18 protein-coding genes, 1 tRNA gene and 1 other annotated feature are annotated in these 22,675 nt (G+C 46.2%); of the genes, 2 read left to right on the forward strand and 17 right to left on the reverse strand.

Translation table 11 applies throughout. The features are described from left to right. Positions 1 to 14: 14 nt before the first annotated feature. From BM058_RS12070 to BM058_RS12085, 4 genes are all read right to left on the reverse strand, one after another. Entirely contained in the window at positions 15 to 1,505 is a 1,491-nt protein-coding gene (locus tag BM058_RS12070; RefSeq protein WP_090927308.1) for a tripartite tricarboxylate transporter permease, read from the reverse strand. Positions 1,506 to 1,530: 25 nt separating this feature from the next. Continuing rightward, a complete protein-coding gene (locus BM058_RS12075; RefSeq protein ID WP_090927309.1) occupies positions 1,531 to 1,983 on the reverse strand; it encodes a tripartite tricarboxylate transporter TctB family protein in 453 nt (150 codons plus the stop codon). Between the two features lie 67 nt (positions 1,984 to 2,050). Then, positions 2,051 to 3,097: a tripartite tricarboxylate transporter substrate binding protein gene (locus BM058_RS12080; protein WP_090927310.1), complete on the reverse strand. Its 1,047-nt coding sequence runs from the start codon at positions 3,095 to 3,097 to the stop codon at positions 2,051 to 2,053. 143 nt (positions 3,098 to 3,240) lie between these two features. Then, entirely contained in the window at positions 3,241 to 4,254 is a 1,014-nt protein-coding gene (locus tag BM058_RS12085) for a LacI family DNA-binding transcriptional regulator (protein ID WP_143083021.1), read from the reverse strand. A gap of 176 nt (positions 4,255 to 4,430) precedes the next feature. Between BM058_RS12085 and BM058_RS12090 the strand changes: the two genes are divergently transcribed. Continuing rightward, positions 4,431 to 5,189: a DUF817 domain-containing protein gene (locus BM058_RS12090; protein WP_090927312.1), complete on the forward strand. Its 759-nt coding sequence runs from the start codon at positions 4,431 to 4,433 to the stop codon at positions 5,187 to 5,189. 76 nt (positions 5,190 to 5,265) lie between these two features. Here BM058_RS12090 and BM058_RS12095 read toward each other — a convergent pair whose 3' ends face one another. The 9 genes from BM058_RS12095 to guaB all read right to left on the reverse strand — a co-directional run bounded on the left by BM058_RS12095 (position 5,266) and on the right by guaB (position 15,458). After that, positions 5,266 to 6,942, reverse strand: coding sequence for an S-layer homology domain-containing protein (locus tag BM058_RS12095; protein WP_090927313.1), 1,677 nt, complete (start codon positions 6,940 to 6,942; stop codon positions 5,266 to 5,268). A 483-nt stretch (positions 6,943 to 7,425) separates the two neighbouring features. After that, entirely contained in the window at positions 7,426 to 8,076 is a 651-nt protein-coding gene (locus BM058_RS12100; protein WP_090927314.1) for an SDR family oxidoreductase, read from the reverse strand. Between the two features lie 338 nt (positions 8,077 to 8,414). Further along, positions 8,415 to 8,507 (reverse strand) — tRNA-Ser (locus BM058_RS12105). A 92-nt stretch (positions 8,508 to 8,599) separates the two neighbouring features. Continuing rightward, complete coding sequence (locus tag BM058_RS12110) at positions 8,600 to 9,052, reverse strand: Lrp/AsnC family transcriptional regulator (protein WP_281244697.1); 453 nt, start codon at positions 9,050 to 9,052, stop codon at positions 8,600 to 8,602. A 198-nt stretch (positions 9,053 to 9,250) separates the two neighbouring features. After that, positions 9,251 to 10,528, reverse strand: coding sequence for a serine--tRNA ligase (gene serS / locus BM058_RS12115; protein WP_090927315.1), 1,278 nt, complete (start codon positions 10,526 to 10,528; stop codon positions 9,251 to 9,253). Positions 10,529 to 10,611: 83 nt separating this feature from the next. Continuing rightward, positions 10,612 to 10,835: a binding site (T-box leader), on the reverse strand. Between the two features lie 42 nt (positions 10,836 to 10,877). After that, positions 10,878 to 11,483, reverse strand: coding sequence for a pyridoxal 5'-phosphate synthase glutaminase subunit PdxT (gene pdxT / locus BM058_RS12120; RefSeq protein ID WP_090927316.1), 606 nt, complete (start codon positions 11,481 to 11,483; stop codon positions 10,878 to 10,880). 15 nt (positions 11,484 to 11,498) lie between these two features. Further along, positions 11,499 to 12,383, reverse strand: a complete 885-nt coding sequence (gene pdxS, locus BM058_RS12125) for a pyridoxal 5'-phosphate synthase lyase subunit PdxS (RefSeq protein WP_090927317.1) — start codon at positions 12,381 to 12,383, stop codon at positions 11,499 to 11,501. Between the two features lie 117 nt (positions 12,384 to 12,500). Further along, entirely contained in the window at positions 12,501 to 13,832 is a 1,332-nt protein-coding gene (locus tag BM058_RS12130) for a D-alanyl-D-alanine carboxypeptidase family protein (protein WP_245736971.1), read from the reverse strand. Positions 13,833 to 14,000: 168 nt separating this feature from the next. After that, positions 14,001 to 15,458, reverse strand: coding sequence for an IMP dehydrogenase (guaB, locus tag BM058_RS12135; protein ID WP_090927319.1), 1,458 nt, complete (start codon positions 15,456 to 15,458; stop codon positions 14,001 to 14,003). A gap of 199 nt (positions 15,459 to 15,657) precedes the next feature. On the opposite strand from guaB, the gene BM058_RS12140 reads away from it, so the two are divergent. Next, entirely contained in the window at positions 15,658 to 16,626 is a 969-nt protein-coding gene (locus tag BM058_RS12140; protein ID WP_090927320.1) for a YaaC family protein, read from the forward strand. Here BM058_RS12140 and BM058_RS12145 read toward each other — a convergent pair. The 4 genes from BM058_RS12145 to remB all read right to left on the reverse strand — a co-directional run bounded on the left by BM058_RS12145 (position 16,601) and on the right by remB (position 22,671). Beyond that, positions 16,601 to 17,692 carry an HD-GYP domain-containing protein gene (locus BM058_RS12145; protein ID WP_090927321.1) on the reverse strand — a complete coding sequence of 364 codons (1,092 nt, stop codon included), beginning with the start codon at positions 17,690 to 17,692 and terminating at the stop codon, positions 16,601 to 16,603. The two genes, BM058_RS12140 and BM058_RS12145, sit on opposite strands and share 26 nt — an antisense overlap. Positions 17,693 to 17,747: 55 nt before the next feature. Further along, a complete protein-coding gene (gyrA, locus tag BM058_RS12150) occupies positions 17,748 to 20,294 on the reverse strand; it encodes a DNA gyrase subunit A (RefSeq protein WP_090927322.1) in 2,547 nt (848 codons plus the stop codon). Positions 20,295 to 20,384: 90 nt separating this feature from the next. Continuing rightward, entirely contained in the window at positions 20,385 to 22,301 is a 1,917-nt protein-coding gene (gene gyrB / locus BM058_RS12155) for a DNA topoisomerase (ATP-hydrolyzing) subunit B (RefSeq protein ID WP_245736975.1), read from the reverse strand. 85 nt (positions 22,302 to 22,386) lie between these two features. Then, positions 22,387 to 22,671, reverse strand: coding sequence for an extracellular matrix regulator RemB (gene remB / locus BM058_RS12160; protein ID WP_090927323.1), 285 nt, complete (start codon positions 22,669 to 22,671; stop codon positions 22,387 to 22,389). Positions 22,672 to 22,675: the final 4 nt, after the last annotated feature.

Below are 22,675 nucleotides of genomic sequence, written 5' to 3' on the forward strand. Positions count from 1 at the left end.
TAGACTCCTTTTGATTAAGCTTTCTCGTTTGTTTTTTTACTGATTAATGATCGAATGACCGGCAGCAGAATGGATAATAAGGATAATAAAAGAAACACAAGCGAAATAGGTTCGGTAACAAAAATCATCCAGTCTCCTCTGGATACTGATAAAGCTTGTCTGAAAGAGGTTTCTGCTATCGGTCCCAGTACAATGCCGAGCAGCATCGGTGTAACAGGGAAACCGAATTTTGGAGCTATAAATCCGATTAATCCAAAAACAAGCATGACTTTCGCGTCAAAAACAGTATTATTTACTGCAAATGAACCTATGAAACAAAGAATCAACAAACTGGGAAGCAGCATATTAACGGGGATATTTTTTATCTTCGCAAAGAATTTCACAGCAAAATATCCTTGGAACAGCATCATGATATTTACCAGAATCAACCCAAACATAATAGTGTACATCATGTCCGCCGAAGTCTGGAATAACTGCGGGCCGGGGGCAAGTCCCTGCATCATCAGAGCTCCAAGCATCACCGCCGTCACGGTATCCCCCGGAATGCCCAATGTCAAAAGAGGAATCAGCGTTGCTCCGGTTACCCCGTTATTACCTGCTTCAGCCGCTGCGATACCGTCCATGGACCCTTTTCCGAATTCTTCCTTGTTTTTCGAAGATCTTTTAGCTTCGTTATAACTGAGAAAGGAGGCAATAGCCGGTCCAGTCCCTGGAATCGAACCGATAAACGTTCCTATGGCACTTGATTTAACAATCGTCTTGAAATGTTTAAAAAACGTTCTTATCGATGAGGCTGCTTTCTTTACATTACTGACTTCCTCATTTGATTTGATATGCGCTGTCTGCGATTTATTTATGATTTCAGATATCGCAAACAATCCTATGAGAGCCGGGATAAGATTGATACCACCGATCAGTTCATCATTGCCAAAGGAAAAGCGGGACAAGCCGCCGATCGGATCAATACCAATCGTGGATACAAACATCCCGAATATTCCCATGATGACCCCTTTTCTCAGATTGTCACTACTGATACTTGCGATCATCGTCAAACCAAATACCGCTAACGCAAAAAACTCTGCCGGGCCGAATTCCAGTGCGAATTTTGACAGCTGAGGAGCTATCAACAGCAGTGCCAGGCCACTGAATACACCTGCAAAGACTGATGCAAACAAGGAGATACGGAGGGCTTCAGCAGCTTTACCTTTTTCAGCGAGTGCATAACCGTCCATTACCGTGGCTGCAGACGCCGGTGTTCCAGGTGTACGAATTAAGATAGCTGAGATAGAGCCTCCATATGTTCCTCCACAGTACATGCCAAGCAGCGCCATCATCGCCAGAGTCGGTGACATGCCATAAGTAATCGGAAGCATTAATGCCACACCCATTGTGGCGGTTAATCCTGGCAAGGCACCAAATATGAAACCGGCGAATACTCCAAGGAAAATGACTAGAATATTATTAAAGGTGAAAACATCGATTAAACTGTTTACTATTACTTCCACGGGACCCACCCTTTACATATTTATACTAAGGAAGTTGAATGTACAAAAGTTTTTCGAAAATGTACTGAACCAGAAAAATAATTCCTACCATCAAGACATACAGATACCACTTTCTTACGGAAAGTACCCACATAATAAGCAGCATTGAAATAATGGTTGCAGGAATATAATGAATGGTTTCAATGATGTAGACATAGGCCGCCATGATGATAAAAACGATAATACCAATCCATTTACTTCCCTTCTCTTCATCCTTTTCCTTTATCTCTTCTCTATGCTCCGATTTTTTTGTGAACGTTCCTATAAATGACAAAGCGCTGATAATAATGACAGCTACAGCCAGAACATTGGGAAAAAACGCAGGTCCATACGTAGAAGAATTTTGATTCACTTGTACTTGAGTTGGAATAAGTACTTTCCAGGTCAATACTCCTATCATAAATAGAAAAAGCCAGATATAACGCTCTTTGGATGCCACTTATAACTCCTCCTGGAAAATAAGGATGAGGGTATGAACACCCTTCATCCTTTTTGCAAATTTATAATTATTCTGCGGAAAGACCCATGTTTTCAATAATTTCACCGTGCTGTGTTTTATTGTCCTTTAATCTTTCTACAACTTCTTCCCCACTTAAATCCATCGGCGTGAGATTGGCATCTTCCAGAAATTGTTGATAACTATCACTGGCCATAGCTTCCTCTACAATTTCTGTTAATTTATTTTTTACATCATCCGGTGTTTCCTCGGACACGAGCAGAAACTTCCAGACACTCATATCAATCGAATATCCTTTTTCTTCAAATGTTGGAACATCCGGAAGTTCTTCGTAACGTTCCGGGGAAAAGACTCCAAGAATTTTGATGTCACCTGATTCTACATGCTGCATAATGCTTCCGGGATGAGCGGCAATGGTATCTACATGTCCTCCAAGCAAAGCGGAAACCGCCGGATTCTGTCCTTCGTAAGCAATACTTTCTGCCTCTATCCCGGCTTGATCAAAAAATCCTGCTTGGGCCAGATCCGGTAAGCCGCCGGCACCGGAATGTCCATATGAAATTTGTGTGCCTTCCTCTTTTGCGGCAGCAAGATCCTCGATTGAATCCCATGGGGAATCAGCGTTTACTGCTAATACAATCGGTTCATAGGTCAATCCCGTAATAGCTTTAAAATCATCAATTGAATATTGGACATTTTTTAAATGAGGCTGAGTGGTGAATACACCAACTGCATCCAGAAGGATCGTGTGGGCATCCGGCTGGCTTTGTGCAACTTCAGCTGTTGCGATCGTACCACCTGCCCCTTCCCGGTTTGTTACCGTTACATTCTGATCAATATTCGAACTCATAGCTTCAGCCAGGGCACGGGCCGTCTGATCACTGCTTCCCCCTGCAGCCCATGGGACAACAATTTCAATCGGTTTGGTTGGATAATCTACTTCTGCTTCCTGCTCTGAACCTTCTTCACTATCGGATCCTGCGTTCCCGCTTTCATCTCCTCCTGACGCATTATCACTGCTACTTGAACCACATGCTGCTAAAAGGAACAGGAAAGACAGTACCGCCAATAAACCCAATACATTGCTTTTTCTCATTTTTTATACCTCCATGTAATAGAATAAATAAAACATGTAAAAACCAGCTCAACCAATACTCATAACTTTTTGTATTCGTTTTCATTTCAGAAATTTTAAAAATCTAATCGATTAGATTTAATAAAAAAGAAAGTTCGGCTTGTTTAATAAACCCTTTGACTGCCACATGTATTTCGAACAATAAGGCTGGTATCGAGAACAATATTCTGAAATGATTCATTGGTATCCTTATCATTAATTTTTTCGATCAACATCTGCATGGCCTGTCTACCTATCTCATATCTCGGTACATGCACAGTAGTCAACTGCAGCGAAGAGGTCATAAATAAATCATCGTAGCCTATAATAGCAACATCATCAGGAATAAACATCCCTGCATCTTTGACGGCGTCCATAGCACCTACAGCCATAAGATCTGAACTGGAAAAAATGGCAGTTGGTCTATCATTACTTGAAGAATTTAGTAATTGCATTACTCCGTTGTAACTGGTGTCGTAATCCGTTTTTCCTTCCACGATCCAATCCGGTCGCAGTGGCAGTTCTGCATCATTCATGGCTGCTTCAAAACCTTTTTTTCGATTAATGCTTACAGTTGATCCCAGCAGTCCTTCAATAAACGCTATTTTTTCATGTCCGTTTGCTATGAGATGGCGGGCAGCTTCATACCCTCCAGAGTAATTGTCAGCGGTTACAGAATCTACAGCAAGACTTTCTATACTACGATGTGCAAACACGACTGGTATCGGAGTTTCCAGCAAAGACTCAACTTCCGCCATATCTTTTTCCATGGCATTAGCTAAAATGAGACCATCAATTCCTCCCTGCCGAACTTGATTAACAGCACCAGAAAGCTGTTCTTCTTTATCTTCGGTATTAATCATAATTAATGTAAAACCATTTTCTTTTGCTACGTCCTGACAACCTTTTGCAAGATCAGGATAGAAAGGGTTCGTGATATCAGGAAGTACTAACGCAATAGTATGGTTTTTCTTCACTCTCAAGCGCCTTGCAATCTCATTGGGAACATAATTCAGTTCATCAATTGCTTTGAGAACTTTGGCTTTCATTTCATCGCTGACCGGCCGGTCATTCAAAACGTATGATACAGTTGCAACGGAGACTCCTGCTTTCCTGGCAATATCTTTAATAGTGACCAACTTCTCCACTCCTAAGGAAATCTAATCGATTAGATTGATTTTAGTATACGTTCTAAAACTTTTGAATGTCAATATAATTTTCTGTATTTTCTATTACGATGTTTTTAGTCCCTATGTTTTAAACAGAATTTGTTATAAGATGGAATCAAATAGAAGTCAATCTAGGATGATACATAATGAGGCAGTTATTCTACTTTGGATGGGAGCAGGCGAAGTCCTGTGTTTTTCCCCTTGTTATTTTTCTCAGTCTCGGCCTGACTCAGGTGGTTAGTGTTCCCGGACTGGCACGGTATGACCTGATTTTTCTGATTTGTATAGCGGCGCAGGCACTGATGCTTGTTTCCCGCATGGAAACGATGGATGAGTTGAAAGTGATTGGTGTGTTTCATCTTATCGGACTGGCGCTCGAATTGTACAAAGTACACATGGGGTCCTGGAGTTATCCGGAGGAGGCCGTGACAAAAGTGTACGGAGTGCCGCTGTACAGCGGGTTTATGTATGCCAGTGTGGCAAGTTACATGTGTCAGGCATGGCGGAGGCTTAATCTCCACCTTACCCACTGGCCGCCGACATGGTCAGTAATGCTGCTCAGTGCAGCCATCTATTTCAACTTCTACACCCACCACTTTATCTATGATGTCCGCTGGATTCTGAAAATCCTCACCCTTTTTGTGTTTCTGCGTACCATGGTGTTCTTCACAGTAAGATCCTCGACCTACAAAATGCCGTTGTCCCTGGCGTTTGTTCTGATTGGGTTTTTCATCTGGGTGGCGGAAAATATCGTAACCTTTTTAGGCGGCTGGAGCTATCCGCACCAGCAGAGTGGATGGGATATCGTCCACCTCGGAAAAATAAGTTCGTGGCTGCTGCTTGTTATTGTCAGCTTTCTGATTGTAGCGATATTAAAGCATTTAAAAACTGCGCAAAGACCGTAAAATACCAGGGTTCAGTATACAAATTTAAAACAAGAGGGTCCAAACACATTGGGACCCTCTTGTTTCCGTAAGACCTCTATTCCTCGTCTATTGATTCTATTAATTCTTTTTCAAGATCGATACGATAGCTTTCCCTGCTGCTTTCCTCCGCATTTTTCAAATGAATCTCTATTTCCTGGTTCTCCATCTCTGTCTGCATCTGTTCATATCCCTGGTTCAGCGTTTCCTGCACGACAATGTCTCCATCACGGATGCCAAGTAAATAAGTATTGTCTCCATACGCATGGGTGAAAGCCATCAATCCATCGTCTCCTGCTTTTTCCGTACGAGCGGTGGCGTATTCTAAAGACCAGCCCCCTATTTCTTTTTCAACCGAGTTCCAAGTCCGTTCATCGCCATCAAAGCGAAATAGTCCGGAGGATCTTTCAAAAGCGAATATATCATTTCCAAAAGCTACGAAGTCATAAAAATCACCGCCTCGAATCGTCGTCCGCTCATCCGTATCCGGGTTAATGGCCAACAAACCTTCAGGGGAGCCTGAAAAGATAAGTCCTTCTGTGACCTCTAAATCAAAGGAATTCATTCCCATAATACGTTCTTTGTTGGAACCATCCATATTCATATGAAACGTCTCACCTTTGTTACTATAATACATCCGGTCTTTATATCTCTCGAAGACATAATAGTCGTCGTCATTATTTTCATATCCTTTTTCCCGTTCTTTAAAATCGTCCTCGAAAATTATCTCCCGGTTGGAACCATCCAGCTCCGCCTTCTTCCAAGAGGTGACGTTCTCCTGTTGATCGTATCCAACGTAGTACAAATGATTTTCATAGATGTGAGGATTATTGACCGATTCATCGAGTACTTTTTCCTCATCACTTCCATCTGTGCGTACGCGGTGTAAATGATAAATCTCTCTGTTGGAACCAGCTTCTGTGCTGTCACTTAACAAATAATATATCCAATCCCCTTTTTCTAACAGAACCATTCCTTCTTTTATTCGAGGATTTCTCTCGTCAGCAGCCAATACCCTTTCTGTCTGACCCGCGGAATTGGTTCGGATGATTTCATGATCTTTTATCGTATATGTCCAGTCATCCTTGCTCACTTCGACTCCACGTTGAGCTTCATTCGAGGTTTGCTCTTCTTCCCCGCTGCTTAATGCGTTTTGAAGAAATACAGAAAACTGAGCCCGGGTGGTCGCGTTCCCGGGACGAAAAGTCCCATCTTCATAACCTGTTGTAATATCCTGCGAAACTGCCGTGCTGATCGCTTCAATAGCCCAGTAATCCGCTGGAACATCGCTGAAACTCTCCTGCCCGGAGGTCTCCCAGTCAAAACTATTCTGCAGAACCACAGCCATTTGGGCGCGGGTAATATGTTCTCCCGGACGGAATATCTCCCCGTTTCCGGACATGATTTCCTCTTCCGACACGGCATTAATAATATTTTTTCGGTCATATTCAGCGGAAATATCTTCATAAGCAGCATCGGGACGGTCAGTGACCTCAAGATCCAATGCTTTTACAATCATAGAAGCCGCCTGAATACGTGTAATTGGTTGATTTGGTTGAAAAGTTCCATCCGGATAACCGCTGATTATATTTTGTTCCGATAAAGAACGAATGCTTTCATCCGCCCAAAATTCATCCGAAACATCCGAGTAATTCGCCGCCTCGACGTCGGATCCACTGCATGCCATTCCAACTGTCCCCATAAATAGAACAGCCAAAGCTATAAATTTTCTCATAAGTCCTCCATTACTAACATTTTCTTATGTCAACTTATCAATTCTTATTTATTCATGTAAATAGATTTTGAAGGTTTAACATCACGGCTGTTGATTATGCAAATATAGGAAGCGTTTCGTTGGACTCCGCCTTTCCTGCCCGCTTTCACCCTCCGGGCACAAGAGCGACATCTGCTCGAACTCCCGTCGGTCGTTCTCCCAGTGTCTCCTTAGCCGCAGGGCGTCGCCTCAGCTACCGGGAAAATCACCCGGTGATCTTCGGCTGACGCTTCTCCCGCTGGAGTCGGGCAGACGGCTCCGTCCAACGAAAAAGAAGGGGGGGATACATGCTTTGATCACAGATGCACCCTCCTCATAGAATCCTTCCCCATTCCTTTATATGGTAAATCAACAGGCGTGGTTTAACATGAAACACTTTATATAAAATATCTCCCTGACATCACAAATCAGGGAGATAATCGTCATCCATATTTTCGAATCAGTTTAGAGAGAGTTGACCGCTTGTTTAATGTGCGTATTGCCGCCTACCAGCTGAAATTGTTTTCCAATCGTTGAATCGTTTTCGAGGCAGGCGGTGATGACGTCTGCCACATCCTGCCGCGGCACTTCCCCGCGGTCCACTTCCACTTGTGCCTGCACCTGGCCGGTTCCTTCTTCATTGGTCAGCATGCCGGGCTGCACGATGGTATAATCCAGGTCGGATGCTTTCAGCCATTCATCGGCGTAATGTTTCGCGGCGACATACGGCGAGAATGATTCAGGAGCTTCGAGAATGGCTTCGCGGCTCGTATCAAACGAGCTGACCATCACAAACCGTTTCACTCCGGCCTGTTCCGCCGCCTTGATCGTTTTTACCGCTCCATCCAGATCAATCATCATTGTTTTATCTTTTCCGGTGTGCGGCCCGGAACCGGCCGTAAACACGACGGCGTCCATCCCTTCAGCAGCTTTGGCGATGGCATCGATACTGCTTTCAAGATCAACCACGGCAGTTTCTGCGCCAAGCTCTTTAAAATAAGACGCCTGTTCCTCTTTACGGATCATCGCTTTGGCTTTCAGCTTATCACTGTTTTGAATCGAAGATACGAGATGTTTACCAATCTGGCCGTTTGCGCCGACAACAAGAACGTTCATATGATTCATCCTTTCTGCAGCAAAATGTTTTCTCTCATTATGTTACATTTCATTCCAGCACTTTCATCGTAACCTGCTTCCAAAAATGATGTCCAGTTATCCGCTCGCATGTCTTCGGCGGAACACTACAGACACTACGTGCATGCTTCCCGATTTTGGAAGGTTTAAACCCGCCGTGCATGTATTCCATCGTACGACTTTCTGCATCAGCGAAGGACTCGCCGCCGATTGGACACTGCCGGGCAGAACCTTTATGCCGCATAAAAAAAGACACGGTTTTTACGACCGTGTCCTGTCTGATTAGTTATTCGTTATGTATCGCGTAGTTGTTATGTAAATGGCGGAGGAGGAGGGATTCGAACCCCCGCGGGGCGTTAACCCCCTGGCGGTTTTCAAGACCGCTCCCTTCAGCCGAACTTGGGTACTCCTCCGTATGGCGCAGGCTGTTCTCTCAGCCGACAAACACAATAGTATCATATGAGATTATTCCCTGCAAGACTCTTTTTATACAGATTACGGACAGTCACTGCCGGATAACATAGGAAAACGAATCTTTATACTGTTTCAGTTCCACGTTAACATCCGCGCTTACTATGCCGTCAATATGCGCCAGTTCCTCATTCACAAACCGGACGAGGCTGTCATTGTCTTCGAAATAGGCCTGAATAATTAAATCGTGCTTTCCGGAAAATGCGCCGATGAATCGTACTTCGGGGAACTGCTGCAGGCTCTTGGCGATATTGTCCTGTTCCCCCAGTTTTGTGGAGAACCCGATAATAGCCTGTACATACAATCCAACCTTATTAGGGTTCGTATGAATAATGAATTCAAACACTTCATTTTCCAGCATTTTATTAATCCGCGACCGCACGGTTCCTTCACTCACATCAATATAACGGGAAATTTCACTGTAAGACCGCTTGCCGTTTTCCTGCAGGTAGGAAAGAATTTTCATATCCGTCTGATCCAGTTTCACGGGACGTTCCTCCTCTTTGGATAACGTTGAGGGTACACGAAAATCAGAATGACCGCCTTCGTAATATATTATAAAAGCTATAGTTATTATAAAAAAAATACAACCACGCTTGCAAGGCTTCCGCTCCATTTGTTCGAATAATGCGAATACATACAGATCGGACCGGCTGGCATAAACAGCCGGTCCCCTTTCTGTTGTTTACTTTGAAATATAAGATTTATTACCCATGTAACCGCGCAGTACGTCCGGGATCTTGATGGACCCGTCTTCCTGCTGATAATTTTCCATAATGGCAGCAACGGTACGGCCGACCGCAAGACCGGAACCATTCAGCGTGTGAACAAATTCGGTTTTTGCTTTTTTATCCCGCTTAAAGCGGATGTTGGCCCGGCGCGCCTGAAAGTCTTCAAAGTTACTGCAGGAGGAAATCTCTTTGTAGTCTTCATAACTTGGAAGCCATACTTCAATATCATATTTCTTGGCGGCGGTGAAACCAAGATCTCCGCTGCACATGTTCATCACACGATAAGGCAGTTCCAGGCGCTGCAGTACTTTTTCGGCCTGACCGGTCAGCGTCTCGAGATCCTCATACGACTGCTCTGGCAGTGCAAACCGGACCAATTCCACTTTATTGAATTGATGCTGCCGGATTAAACCACGCGTATCGCGTCCAGCTGACCCCGCTTCCGACCGAAAGCAGGCACTGTATGCGGCATAAAGAAGCGGAAGGTTTTCCACGTCCAGAATTTCATCCCGGTGCAGATTCGTAACCGGTACTTCCGCTGTTGGAATCAAGAAGTAATCTTCTTCCCTGATTTTAAACGCGTCTTCTTCGAACTTCGGAAGCTGGCCTGTGCCGGTCATGCTGTCCCGGTTCACCATATACGGCGGCATAATTTCTTCGTAGCCGTGCTCTGCTTCGTGCATGTCCATCATGTAGTTAATCAGTGCACGCTCGAGCCTCGCTCCGGCCCCTTTATAGAAAACAAACCGGCTGCCGGTTACTTTCGAAGCGCGTTCAAAATCCATCATGCCAAGGTCGGCTGCCAGATCCCAGTGTGCTTTTGTTTCAAAATCGAAGGAAGGTTTGTCCCCCCAGCTACGTATTTCTTCGTTATCAGACTCGTCCATCCCGTAAGGTACGCTTTCATGAGGAATATTGGGGATACGGAGCATTAAATCTTCCAGCTGCTGTTCAATTTCTTTCAACGCTTCATCCAACTCTTTAATGCGCGAAGAAACTTCCTTCGTCTCCTGAATCAAGTGATCAGCGTCTTTTTTCTCGCGTTTCAGTTCAGCCACCTGCTGGGAGACCTCATTTCGTTTTTGCTTTAACTCTTCGGTTTTTTGAATGTAGTCCCGTCTCTTTTCATCAAGGTCCTGGAAAGTATCCAGATCCGCGATATCTTCCCCCCGCTTAGCCAGCTGGCTTTTGACTTCCTCAAAATTATGCCGCAGTTCTTTTACATCAAGCATATTTATCCTCCTTCATTTTCTGCTGATTATCTTCTGTTATGGTGATGGAATCCAACGAGAAAAACTCCCGCCCCTTTGATGTAAAAAGGGACGGGAGTTGAGACCCGCGTTGCCACCCAAATTGCAGCATTCATACTGCCTCTTTGCACCCAGTAACGTGGATGAACCGGAAAAAAATACTGACGGGATGCCGTGTTCTTTTTTTCACTCCGGGCAGGATTTTCGATCATTCTGCAGCTGGTTCACAGCGGCCACCAGCTCTCTGCGTGTCAGAAATGCCGATACTATTGCCCGTCCTTGATTTTTCCGATAGATAAACATTCCTATGATGAACAAACGCATCTTTGTGTTACGTTACAGCGGTGTGTTCCGGAGCCGTTTCTTTAGATTCCCTCACCATCTGTACAAAATATTGATGAAACCGTGTGTCGTCCGTCAGTTCGGGATGAAAGGAGCAGGCAAGCAGATGGTTCTGCCGCGCTGCCACGATTTCCCCATTAAATGACGAGAGAACCTCCACATCATCTCCGGTGCTGGAGATGAGCGGCGCACGGATAAACACCGCTTCAATATCTTCGGCTACATCTTTGACAACGAGTGTCGTTTCAAAACTTTCGCGCTGACGTCCAAAAGCGTTGCGCTGCACGTTCATATCCATCAGCTGCAGGTGCCCTTGCGGTTCCTGCGCGATACGGTCGGCCATCAGAATGAGACCGGCGCAGGTGCCAAATATGGGTTTCCCGGCAGCAGCGAACGCACGAAGCGGTTCATAAAACCCGTACTTATTGACGAGACGCCTCATCGTAGTGCTTTCACCGCCGGGAAAAACAAGGCCGTCCAGTGCCTCCAGCTGATCCGTACGCTTTACAATAACGGTTTCCACATCAGGAGCCTGCAGGCTTTTTATATGTTCCTGCACGGCCCCCTGAAGAGCAAGCACACCGATTTTCAGCATATGCCGCACCTCCTTTTACCAGCTGCGGTCCTGCATACGCTCCGACGGGTCAAGCGTGGACATTTCCAGTCCCTGCATGGCTGTACCAAGTCCTCTGGAAAGCCGGGCAATCAATTCATAATCCTGATAATGAGTGGTTGCTTCCACTACTGCTTTCGCGTACTTATCCGGATGTTCGGACTTAAATATACCCGATCCCACAAAAACACCGTCCGCGCCGAGCTGCATCATCAGTGCAGCATCAGCAGGCGTTGCAATACCACCGGCTGCGAAGTTTACTACAGGAAGCTTTCCTGTTTCTTTTATACCCAGAAGCAGTTCATAAGGAGCTCCCAGGTTTTTCGCTTCTGTCATCAGTTCATCTTTGGACATGCCGGCGACTTTATTTAACTCGGATTGTACCATCCGCATGTGACGGACCGCTTCTACGATATTACCTGTACCTGGTTCCCCTTTGGTGCGCAGCATGGAAGCCCCTTCGCCTACACGGCGGAGTGCCTCTCCCAGATTACGCGCCCCACACACAAATGGAACGGTATATTCGCTCTTATCGAGGTGATATACTTCATCCGCCGGTGTGAGCACTTCGCTTTCATCGATATAATCCGCGCCCAGTGATTCAAGCACCCTGGCTTCCGCGATGTGTCCAATTCTTGCTTTTGCCATGACCGGAATGGATACAGCACTCATCACTTCTTCAACAATCGTCGGGTCGGCCATACGTGCCACACCGCCGGCTGCACGGATATCAGCAGGTACACGCTCCAATGCCATCACCGCTACAGCTCCGGCCTCTTCCGCGATTTTTGCCTGTTCAGCGTTCACGACGTCCATGATGACGCCGCCTTTCTGCATTTCCGCCATTCCTCGTTTTACTCTGTCTGTCCCTCTATCTGCCATCTTCCATTCCTCCTGGTCCTTCGTTATATCGTTTCGTTCCGTATCGTGTATCAAGAACAAGACGTGATGGTATCATTTATTATAACACTACCACCTATGCGAATAAACACCCAGGCCCTATAACAGTCCCTGTACAAAACTTGAGGCGCTGTTCCACATACTTCCGAAGAACCCGCCCACACTCCGCATCGTAAGAGCGAACCAGCCGGCTTTTTCAACTCCTTCATCGAGAACAAGCGGTACTTCCTGTGATGTTTCATTCACACCGGAGAGAGACTGCGGTGCTCCTTCTCCGCTCAGCGTGATGGTTCCGATTTCTGTACCCTTTTCAACCGGTGCTTCCAGTTCCCCGTTTTCATTCAGCACATCCTGATTAATGTTGACTGATGTATTTATGTTTTCAGCATCTCCGTCTTCCAGAAGGAGAGACAGGCTGCTTCCGGCAGAAGCGGATACGGCGTCATCCTTTCCGTTTACAACCGGAAAGGATGACGCGTCTTCAAAAGACTGCCCTTCCTGAACTACTTCTGTCTCAGAGAGGTTGTCAAATCCGTAGTCATACAATTTGGCAGTTTCTTCAAAACGGGCTGTCTGGGAATCGGTTCGCATAACTACTGAAATGAACCGGGTGCCGTTTTGTTCTACTGTGCCTGTGAAGGCATTGCCCGCCATCTCTGTGTATCCTGTTTTCAGTCCATCGACTCCTTCATAATCCAGACTCCCGTACATACTGCCGGGGAGCATCCAGTTCCAGTTATCCATGGAGGTATTTGCGCCATTCTCACGGAATGTTTTTTCCGTGATGCCCGCCGTATCCAAAACATCCGGGTACTCATTCAGCAAATGATAAGCGAGCTTTGCCGATGCCCGGGCCGACATCATATTCTCGGTGTCCGGCTCGGTACCTTCCGGGTGGAGTCCATCCATGGAAGCATTGTTCAGTCCTGTTGAGTTCACAAATTCATAATCTTTCATTCCCAGTTCTCCAGCTCGTTCATTCATCATGTCTACAAAATCGGACTCGGTCCCTGCAACATGCTCGGCTAAAGCAATGGTTGCGCCGTTTGCGGAATATATAGCCATCGCTTCATACAATTCCTGAACGGTATATGTACGATTCGCTCTAAGCGGTACATTCGATAAGGCATTATTCTGGGAAATTTCCTCTGCTTTGCTCGTTACATTCACTTCAGCGTCCCAGGATGTTTCTCCCTTTGCTACAGCTTCATTAACAAGGTACTCAGTCATCATTTTTGTCATACTGGCCGGGGGAAGAATAAGATCGGCTTTATTGCTGTAAAGAACCTGACCTGAATCAGCATCCACAAGTATTGCCGATTCTGCTGCAAGATCGGGTTCCACTGCCTGTACATCTGTTTCTGTCTGGAATAATAAACCGGCAGTCAGCGGTACTGCCGCAATCATAGTTAGTATACTTTTCTTCTTCAATCTCCTGCACCTCCACGCTCTACTTACACAAAGGATATTTTATCACACGAACAGTCAAAAAAATAGATTGCTCCGGTCCCAAAAATACAGGTTCATTATTTCCCGGGAAATATGAAATCCCCCGGAGAGAAAAGAAATACCCTGCTTTCTCTCCGGGGGACGGCCATCCTATAAACTGTAATTCGGAGCTTCTTTCGTTACCTGGACATCGTGGGGGTGGCTTTCCCGGAGTCCGGCATTTGTAATTCTGGTGAACCGGGCATTTTCACGCAGATCAAGCAGATCTTCACTGCCGCAGTATCCCATACCAGCGCGGATACCTCCAAGCAGCTGATGAACGGTATCTGTCAACGGTCCTTTATAAGGAATACGCCCTTCAATGCCTTCAGGGACCAGTTTCTGATTGTTTTCCTGGAAATAACGGTCTTTGCTGCCCTGTTCCATGGCCCCCATCGACCCCATGCCGCGGTAAACCTTGAACTGTCTGCCCTGATAAATTTCTGTATCTCCAGGACTTTCTTTCACTCCGGCCAGCATACTGCCGAGCATCACAGCGTGACCTCCTGCCGCAAGTGCTTTGACAATATCCCCCGAAAATTTAATGCCTCCGTCGGCAATAATAGGGACATCGTGCCGGGCAGCTTCTTCCGCGCAGTCAAAGACGGCGGTGATCTGTGGAACGCCGACACCTGCCACTACTCTGGTCGTACAGATGGATCCAGGTCCGATCCCTACTTTTACTACATCCGCACCGGCTTCAATAAGTTCACGGGTTCCTTCCGGTGTTGCCACATTACCGGCGATAATGGTTACATCCGGATAGGTATCCCGGATTTCTTTAAGTTTATCCAGCACACCTTTTGAGTGTCCGTGTGCCGTATCAAGCACAATCGCGTCCACTTCTGCCTTCACGAGTGTATCAATACGAATCATCGCATCCCCTGTCACACCAACAGCAGCGCCGGCAAGCAGTCTTCCCTGTTTATCTTTTGCCGACTGCGGAAATTCAATAACTTTCTCGATATCTTTGATGGTAATAAGTCCCCGCAGTATCTCATCACTATCAAGCAGAGGAAGCTTTTCGATACGATGCTTCTGCATTATTTTCTCGGCTTCTTCAAGCGTTGTTCCTACCGGTGCTGTAACGAGATTGGAGCTGGTCATAACGTCCCTGATCTCGATGGAATAATCCTCAATGAAACGAAGATCCCGATTAGTGAGAATACCGACCAGCTTCTGTTTTTCATTCACAATTGGAACGCCCGAGATCCGGTATTTTCCCATCAGGTACTCCGCATCGTACACTTTCCGTTCAGGCGTTAAAAAGAAAGGATCTGTAATAACGCCGCTTTCCGAGCGTTTCACCTGATCCACCATTTCTGCCTGCTCTTCAATGGACATGTTTTTATGAATAACACCGAGTCCGCCTTCCCGGGCAATAGCTATTGCCAGCGGCGCTTCCGTAACAGTATCCATTCCGGCGCTGACAATCGGTATATTAAGATTCAGTTTATCAGACAGTGTTGTCTTCAGCGACACATCACGTGGATGAATATCCGACCGGTCCGGCATCATAAGGACATCATCAAACGTTAACCCCTCTTTGGCAAACTTATCTTCACGCATTGTAACACTCCACCTTTCTGCATCGTTTTTGTTCTCCTGCTTACGAAAGAAGGATGATTCATAACCAGCCTGTAAACAGCGCATGCTAAAAACCAACTCTGAGATTTTCTAATATCTTATCATGTTTTGTGCCTGATAACGAGAATTATGAATAAGTTTAAACTTTCTGATTTATTCAACGAACAGAAAGGTGCTGACGATGAAGCAGAATGATTTGCACAATTATTTCTCTTATTATGCCCCGTATGAAGCACAGAATGTGCTGCAGCGAAAGCTCGAAAAGGAATATCTCGCCCGCAGTGCCTCCACCCATGATGCCCTTCAGTGGAGCTATCGTAATACACCTGCATTTCACTATGAGTGGCTTTTGGGACGCACGTACTGGACAGAAGGAGCACAGTCATCACTTTTAACACGTCCTCTTCTGCTTTTTTACGGTCTCACTCATCTTCTAAAAGGTATTCTCCTTACCGAAGATCCTCATTATCCGGCGGCGGCTGATATGCTTGCCCACGGGGTGACGACGAGAAAAAAGAAGAGAAAACAATTTACGTTTATGGAAGATGAAGTGAAGATACAAAAACAGGGGTTCTTTCCGCATTTTTCGTCACGAATGTTTCACGTGAAACATTCAGCAGGGGAGAAATGGAAAATTAACCACCTTTTTTTCAAATGGGATACCATGGTTCATTTGTATCTTGATGTTTACGGGGAAAAAGCACTTCCGCGCGTGCAGCCGGCTTGTGCCAATCTTACGGTGGAACATGTCTCTCCTGCAAAAGAGCAGTCAATCTCCTTGATTCAAAAGCAGCTTGAACAACTTGGTATTGAGGTGGAAGGTATAAAAAAAAGAACAGCTGATTCTGTTCTTTTTTCGATAAAACGACTTCCTGACAATGTCCATTCCCAGCTTGTACAGCGGGGAAGCAACTATTACATGCCGCCTTCTTTATTGGATACCGCCAAGATGGCGCCGCTTTGCGTTCATTACCTTTTGTTGTACGAGTTAAGTATGCTCTGCCGGTACGAAGGGGAATGGTGGGGTGACCTCTGCACGCAGCGGCAGGGCGAAGATTACGCCTTCATTCATTTTTACCTGGAATGGGTGCTGGCTGAAGTGCCCCGGCAGTTCACGGGATTTTTCAGCTCTGGAGAATCTCTTCAATAAACGGTCCCTTATTGCCCTCCAGCTGCATAATATCCTGATGCGTGTCGGAACGGACCATCGGTTCAGCCGGAGATTTTTCATCAATGTAAATGATGGTGGCAGTGTCCCCATTACTCAATCTGACATTGCTTCCGATGGAAAATGTAATAAGGGCCCCCGACAATAACTGAAGAACCTGCGGATCCAGTCTTCCAAACTCTTCCCGGTACATTTCATCAATGACTTTATACGGCGATCTTTTTTTCCGGTAAGAATGTTCACTTGTCATGGCATGATAAACATCGGCCGTACTTACGATTTTACTTAATGTATGAATACTTTCTGACTTCATCTGAAGGGGATAGCCGCTTCCATCTTCCCGTTCATGATGCTGCAGAACACTGAGAAGGACCTGAGTGTTTACTGCTTTTGTTTCTTTTACCATTTGATACGAATAATACGGATGATTTTTCACCTGCTCATATTCCCATTCTGTTAAATGGCCCTTCTTCTGCAGAATTCCCCCGGGGATCCTTGCCATGCCGGCATCACACATAGCACCCGCAATCCCCGCCTGCAGCCGTTCCTTATTGGAAAGGCCCATTCTTTTAGCCAGAAACATGGATAAAAGAGCCGTAGATACAGCGTGATGGTACAAATATTCCTCTTTTGTGCTGTAATGGTGCAAAGAAAAAATCTGATGAGGGGATTCAAACAGTTTTTCCGCCGGGGGTGCAAGGAGGGCGCGGATCTTTTCCATTTCAACGCGGGCGCCCCCTGTCCACTTTTGAAACAGGTCTTTATAAGTCTGAACGGCGTTTAAATAAACATCCAGAAACGTTTCAGGCGCCTGTTGTGTTTGCCCCCTGTATTCATCTTCTTCCTCTTCCATCTCAGCCGGCGTAAAGGGAGTGCCGTCATTCAGTTTATTCTTCACATGAACGTGTGTAACCATGAAGGCGTCCAGTACATCCAGGTGTTCCTGATGCAGAACGGTCTTTTTTCTGATGAGAGGTCGGGACGTAACCGCAAATATGTCTTCTCTCAGAATACAGCCTTCCTTCAGATACTGCCGCTTCACTTTCATGCCTTTTCCCCCTCCGGCTGCTCGATTGGCGGCCCTTTATATGCATCTTGATTCTTTAGTCTTCCGGCGGTGTGTCATCAAGTTCTTCCTCGTTTTCCACCTCGGAAGGTGTCTCGATTTCTTCCCTTTCATTCTCAGGAAGCTCTCCGCTGCTTTCTTCCATCTCAAGTTCATTTTCCGGCGTTTCCACAGGCGCTACAGTTGAAACTACTTCCCCTTCAGAAAGACGAATAAGTGTCACTCCCTGGGCATAGCGGCCGAGTCTGGAAATTTCGCGCGCTTCCATCCGGATGAGAACGCCATGGACAGTCATAATCATAATATCGTGATCATCAGAAATACAGCGCATAGAAACAATGGATCCATTCCGTTCTGTTAAATTGCAGGCCTTAATCCCTTTTCCGCCACGATGCTGCACTTTGAAATCACTGATCGGCGTGCGTTTGCCAAAGCCTTTGTCGGTAACTATCAGTACTTCTTTTCCTTCCGAGGTCATATCCATACCTACAACCTCATCCCCGGCCGTGAGTGAAATAGCTTTCACCCCGGTTGCGGAACGGCCCATAAAACGGACATCTTCTTCGTTAAAGTGAATGGCTGTTCCGTTTTTCGTTCCGACGATGATATGTTCATCTCCGTGTGTCAGACGCACCCCGTACAATTCATCATCTTCTTTGATATTGATCGCAAACAGGCCGCCTTTACGTATATTGGAGTAGGCGGAAAGCTTTGTACGTTTGGCAATGCCCTGTTTTGTCAAAAAGAACAAATAGGCATCATCCGAAAAAGCCTCCACCGGAATAACGGTACTGATGTATTCGTTTTTCTCCACCTGAAGCAGATTAATAACCGGTATCCCTTTAGCTGTCCGCTGCAGCTCTGGAATTTCGTAAGCTTTCAGACGATATACTTTCCCTTTGTTTGTGAAAAACAAAATCGTCTGATGCGAACTGGTTGTAAACAGATGTTCAACAAAGTCGTCGTCATTTGTTCCCATCCCCTGAACACCACGGCCTCCACGACGCTGACTGCGGTAAGTATCTATCGGCATCCGCTTAAGATAACCGTGGTGGGAGATTGTAATAACCACGTTCTGACGTGGAATCAGGTCTTCGTCTTCGATTTGATTTTCGCCGGCAGTAATGAGCGTCCGGCGCTCGTCATTATACTTGTCCTTCACCTCATTCAGTTCTTCCCGGATGATTTCAAGAACCCGTTCTTCACTGGCAAGGATTTCCCGAAGCTCCCTGATCCGATCCATCAAATCGCTGTATTCCTGTTCGATTTTATCCCGTTCCAGCCCTGTCAGACGTTGAAGACGCATTTCAAGAATCGCCTGGGCCTGTTCGTGTGTCAGAGAATACTGCTCCATTAGACCGTTTCTTGCGATGTCGGTTGTCTGAGAGTTTCGTATCAAATCGATCACAGCATCAAGATGATCCAGAGCAACACGCAGACCTTCCAGAATATGGGCTCTCGCTTCCGCTTTTTTCAGTTCAAAAGCAGTACGGCGCTTGATAACCACTTTCTGGTGCTCCAGATAATGACTGAGGCACTGCTTCAGGTTGAGCACCTGCGGACGTCCATCAACCAAAGCCAGCATATTGATGCCGTAACTGGTCTGAAGTGCTGTCTGTTTGTATAGATTATTCAGCAGAACATTGGCATTAGCATCCTTTTTCACTTCGATGACTACACGCATCCCGTTGCGGTCGGATTCATCACGCAGATCGGTGATGCCTTCGATTTTCTTGTCACGAACAAGCTCTGCAATCTTTTCTATCAACCGGGCTTTATTAACCTGGTAAGGAAGCTGATCTACGATAATAGCTTCTTTACCACTTGCGTATTCTTCAATATACGCATTAGCGCGGATGGTAATAGAACCGCGTCCTGTCTGATAGGCGCGCCTGATGCCGGATCTGCCCACAATCGAAGCAGCGGTGGGAAAGTCAGGTCCCGGAATATATTCCATTAAGTCAGGAACTGTCATTTCGGGATCTCTGCTGAGAGCAAGCACTCCATCAATCACTTCACCCAGTTGATGAGGCGGAATGTTAGTCGCCATTCCTACAGCAATTCCTGCCGCACCGTTAACCAGCAGGTTCGGGAATCGGGAAGGAAGGACAATCGGTTCTTGTTCATTACCGTCATAGTTATCCTGATAGTCAATCGTATCTTTGTTGATGTCGCGTACCATTTCAAGCGAAATTTTGGACATTTTCGCTTCCGTATAACGCATGGCTGCCGCGGCATCTCCGTCAACGGAACCAAAGTTGCCGTGACCGTCCACCAGCATATTGCGGTAGCTGAAATCCTGCGCCATCCGCACCATCGTTTCATAAACGGCCGAATCGCCGTGGGGATGGTACTTACCAATCACGTCCCCAACAATACGCGCTGATTTACGATATGGTTTGTCCGGTGTCATACCGAGCTCATTCATCGCAAAAAGAATACGGCGGTGCACCGGCTTCATGCCGTCCCGCACATCCGGAAGTGCCCGGCTTACGATAACACTCATCGCATAATCCAGAAATGAGGTGCGCATTTCCTGGCCTATATTTATTTCCGTTACATTTGATTCATCTTGATCTGCCATACCTTAAACCTCCCAATTCTAATCCGTCCCCATCATGCAGCGAAAGGGACAGAAGAAACAGCATCCCTTTTATCCAGGTGAAACGGCCCGCTATACATCCAGGTTTTCTACATAGTGGGCGTTTTCCTGAATGAAATCCCGTCTTGGTTCCACCCGGTCTCCCATCAATGTTTCAAAGATTTCATCCGCTTTCATTGCATCTTCAAGCTGGACCTGCAGGACAGACCTTGCCTCCGGATTCATCGTCGTCTCCCAGAGCTGGGACGGATTCATTTCGCCCAGTCCCTTATAGCGCTGATATCCCGGCTTCGGCTGCTCCGGCAGTCCTGCAAGAACCTGTTCCAGCTCGTTTTCTACATAGGCATAACGGACCGTTTTCCCTTGTGTGATTTTGTATAAAGGCGGCTGAGCGATATAAATATATCCACTTTCAATCAGCGGTCTCATATAGCGGTAGAAAAACGTCAGCAGCAGCGTACGGATATGAGCGCCGTCCACGTCCGCGTCCGTCATAATAATAATCCGGTGATAACGAGCCTTGGAAATGTCGAACTCGTCTCCGATCCCCGTACCAAGTGCTGTAATGATAGAACGGATTTCATTGTTGGCCAGAATCTTATCCAGCCGCGCCTTCTCTACGTTGATAATTTTGCCCCGAAGCGGTAGAATCGCCTGAAAATGCCGGTCTCTTCCCTGTTTGGCAGAACCGCCTGCGGAGTCTCCCTCTACAATGTAGATTTCGCTGATGGATGCGTCGCTTGAAGAGCAGTCCGCCAGTTTTCCCGGCAGCGAACTCACTTCCAGCGCATTTTTGCGGCGTGTTAATTCTCTTGCCTTCTTCGCAGCATCTCTGGCTCTTGAAGCCATCAACCCTTTTTCCACAATCTGTTTTGCTGTTTCCGGGTTTTCCGACATGAATCTGGAGAAATGCTCGGAAAATAAGGAATCTGTAACAGTACGCACATCACTGTTACCAAGCTTGGTTTTTGTCTGACCTTCAAACTGTGGATCCGGTATTTTTGCTGAGATAATGGCAGTCAGTCCCTCCCGGACATCGTCGCCGATCAAATTCGGATCATTTTCATTGAATAAATTATACTTTCTTGCATAATCATTGATCACACGGGTTAATCCTGTTTTAAAACCGGATTCGTGCGTCCCGCCTTCATGAGTGTTGATATTATTGGCGAACGAGTACAAGTTGCTTGTGAAACTTGTATTATACTGAAAAGCAATTTCCACCTGTACCTCGTCTTTTTCCCCTTCGATAAATACCGGCTCATCATGGAGTGCTTCTTTCTGGCGGTTCAGGTACTCCACAAACGAAGCAATGCCGCCTTCGTAGTAATACTCTACTTCCTCCACCTGTTCATCACGCTTGTCGTTGAATGTGATACGAAGCCCTTTGTTAAGAAAAGCAAGTTCCCGAAGACGCGTGGAAAGAATATCATATTCAAATTCAATGCTTTCGTCAAAAATGCGCTCATCCGGCCTGAAATGAATTTTTGTTCCATGTTTATCGGTCGTTCCGATCGTCTGTACTTCCTGCTTTGGAACACCGCGTTCATAATTCTGATAATAAATTTCACCGTCACGGTGGATTTCCACTTCCAGCATTTCAGACAGGGCGTTCACGACCGAAGCGCCCACCCCGTGCAGTCCTCCGGAGACTTTATAGCCCCCGCCTCCGAATTTTCCGCCGGCATGTAGAATCGTCATGATAACTTCCACTGCGGGTCTTCCCATCTTCTCCTGGATACCGACGGGGATTCCGCGGCCGTTATCCTGCACGGTGACACTGTTATCTTTTTCGACTGTGACAAATATGTGGTCACAGTATCCGCCCATGGCTTCATCAATGCTGTTGTCGATGATTTCCCAAACGAGGTGGTGCAGTCCGCGGCTGCTGGTCGTGCCGATATACATTCCCGGACGTTTTCTTACCGCTTCAAGACCTTCCAGTACCTGTATCTGACTTTCATCGTACGAATATTGATCTACTGACAATTTATTCACCTTCGCTTCCATCACGAGTTCCAAGTTTTCTGTACGTCCGGTGTGTTCTGTTCATCTATTTCAGCTGTTGTGTATATCAGGTCTGCGTTGTATTTTCCTGATCTTCGGTGTAGTCTTCGTATTCCGAAATGGCCTGGGCCCGCCGTTTCAGTGTCAGGGTGGAAATAGGAGACAAATATATTTTTTCTGTCGTTACAACGACCGATTTCGTCTGTTCTGATGAAATACGTTCCACATCCTCTTCAGCCCGGGAGGATAAAAACTGCTGGGTTATGCTGGAGGAATCATGGGTATCCTGATCGACTATCGTTATAACGTCTTTCGACCGGATCACCTTATCTCCGCCTAAATGAATAAACATCCGA

It is taken from the genome of Salibacterium qingdaonense (genome assembly GCF_900114715.1).
GTDB lineage: Bacteria > Bacillota > Bacilli > Bacillales > Marinococcaceae > Salibacterium > Salibacterium qingdaonense.

Excerpts from the sequence above, each read along its gene's own strand:
- pdxS (WP_090927317.1), bottom strand. The coding sequence starts at position 12,383 with ATGGCAGATAGAGGGACAGACAGAGTAAAACGAGGAATGGCGGAAATG.
- BM058_RS12145 (WP_090927321.1), bottom strand. The coding sequence starts at position 17,692 with ATGAAAGTGAAGCGGCAGTATCTGAAGGAAGGCTGTATTCTGAGAGAA.
- remB (WP_090927323.1), bottom strand. The coding sequence starts at position 22,671 with ATGTTTATTCATTTAGGCGGAGATAAGGTGATCCGGTCGAAAGACGTT.
- serS (WP_090927315.1), bottom strand. The coding sequence starts at position 10,528 with ATGCTTGATGTAAAAGAACTGCGGCATAATTTTGAGGAAGTCAAAAGC.
- BM058_RS12090 (WP_090927312.1), top strand. The coding sequence starts at position 4,431 with ATGAGGCAGTTATTCTACTTTGGATGGGAGCAGGCGAAGTCCTGTGTT.
- gyrA (WP_090927322.1), bottom strand. The coding sequence starts at position 20,294 with ATGGCAGATCAAGATGAATCAAATGTAACGGAAATAAATATAGGCCAG.
- pdxT (WP_090927316.1), bottom strand. The coding sequence starts at position 11,483 with ATGCTGAAAATCGGTGTGCTTGCTCTTCAGGGGGCCGTGCAGGAACAT.
- guaB (WP_090927319.1), bottom strand. The coding sequence starts at position 15,458 with ATGCGTGAAGATAAGTTTGCCAAAGAGGGGTTAACGTTTGATGATGTC.
- BM058_RS12140 (WP_090927320.1), top strand. The coding sequence starts at position 15,658 with ATGAAGCAGAATGATTTGCACAATTATTTCTCTTATTATGCCCCGTAT.
- BM058_RS12080 (WP_090927310.1), bottom strand. The coding sequence starts at position 3,097 with ATGAGAAAAAGCAATGTATTGGGTTTATTGGCGGTACTGTCTTTCCTG.
- BM058_RS12095 (WP_090927313.1), bottom strand. The coding sequence starts at position 6,942 with ATGAGAAAATTTATAGCTTTGGCTGTTCTATTTATGGGGACAGTTGGA.
- BM058_RS12100 (WP_090927314.1), bottom strand. The coding sequence starts at position 8,076 with ATGAACGTTCTTGTTGTCGGCGCAAACGGCCAGATTGGTAAACATCTC.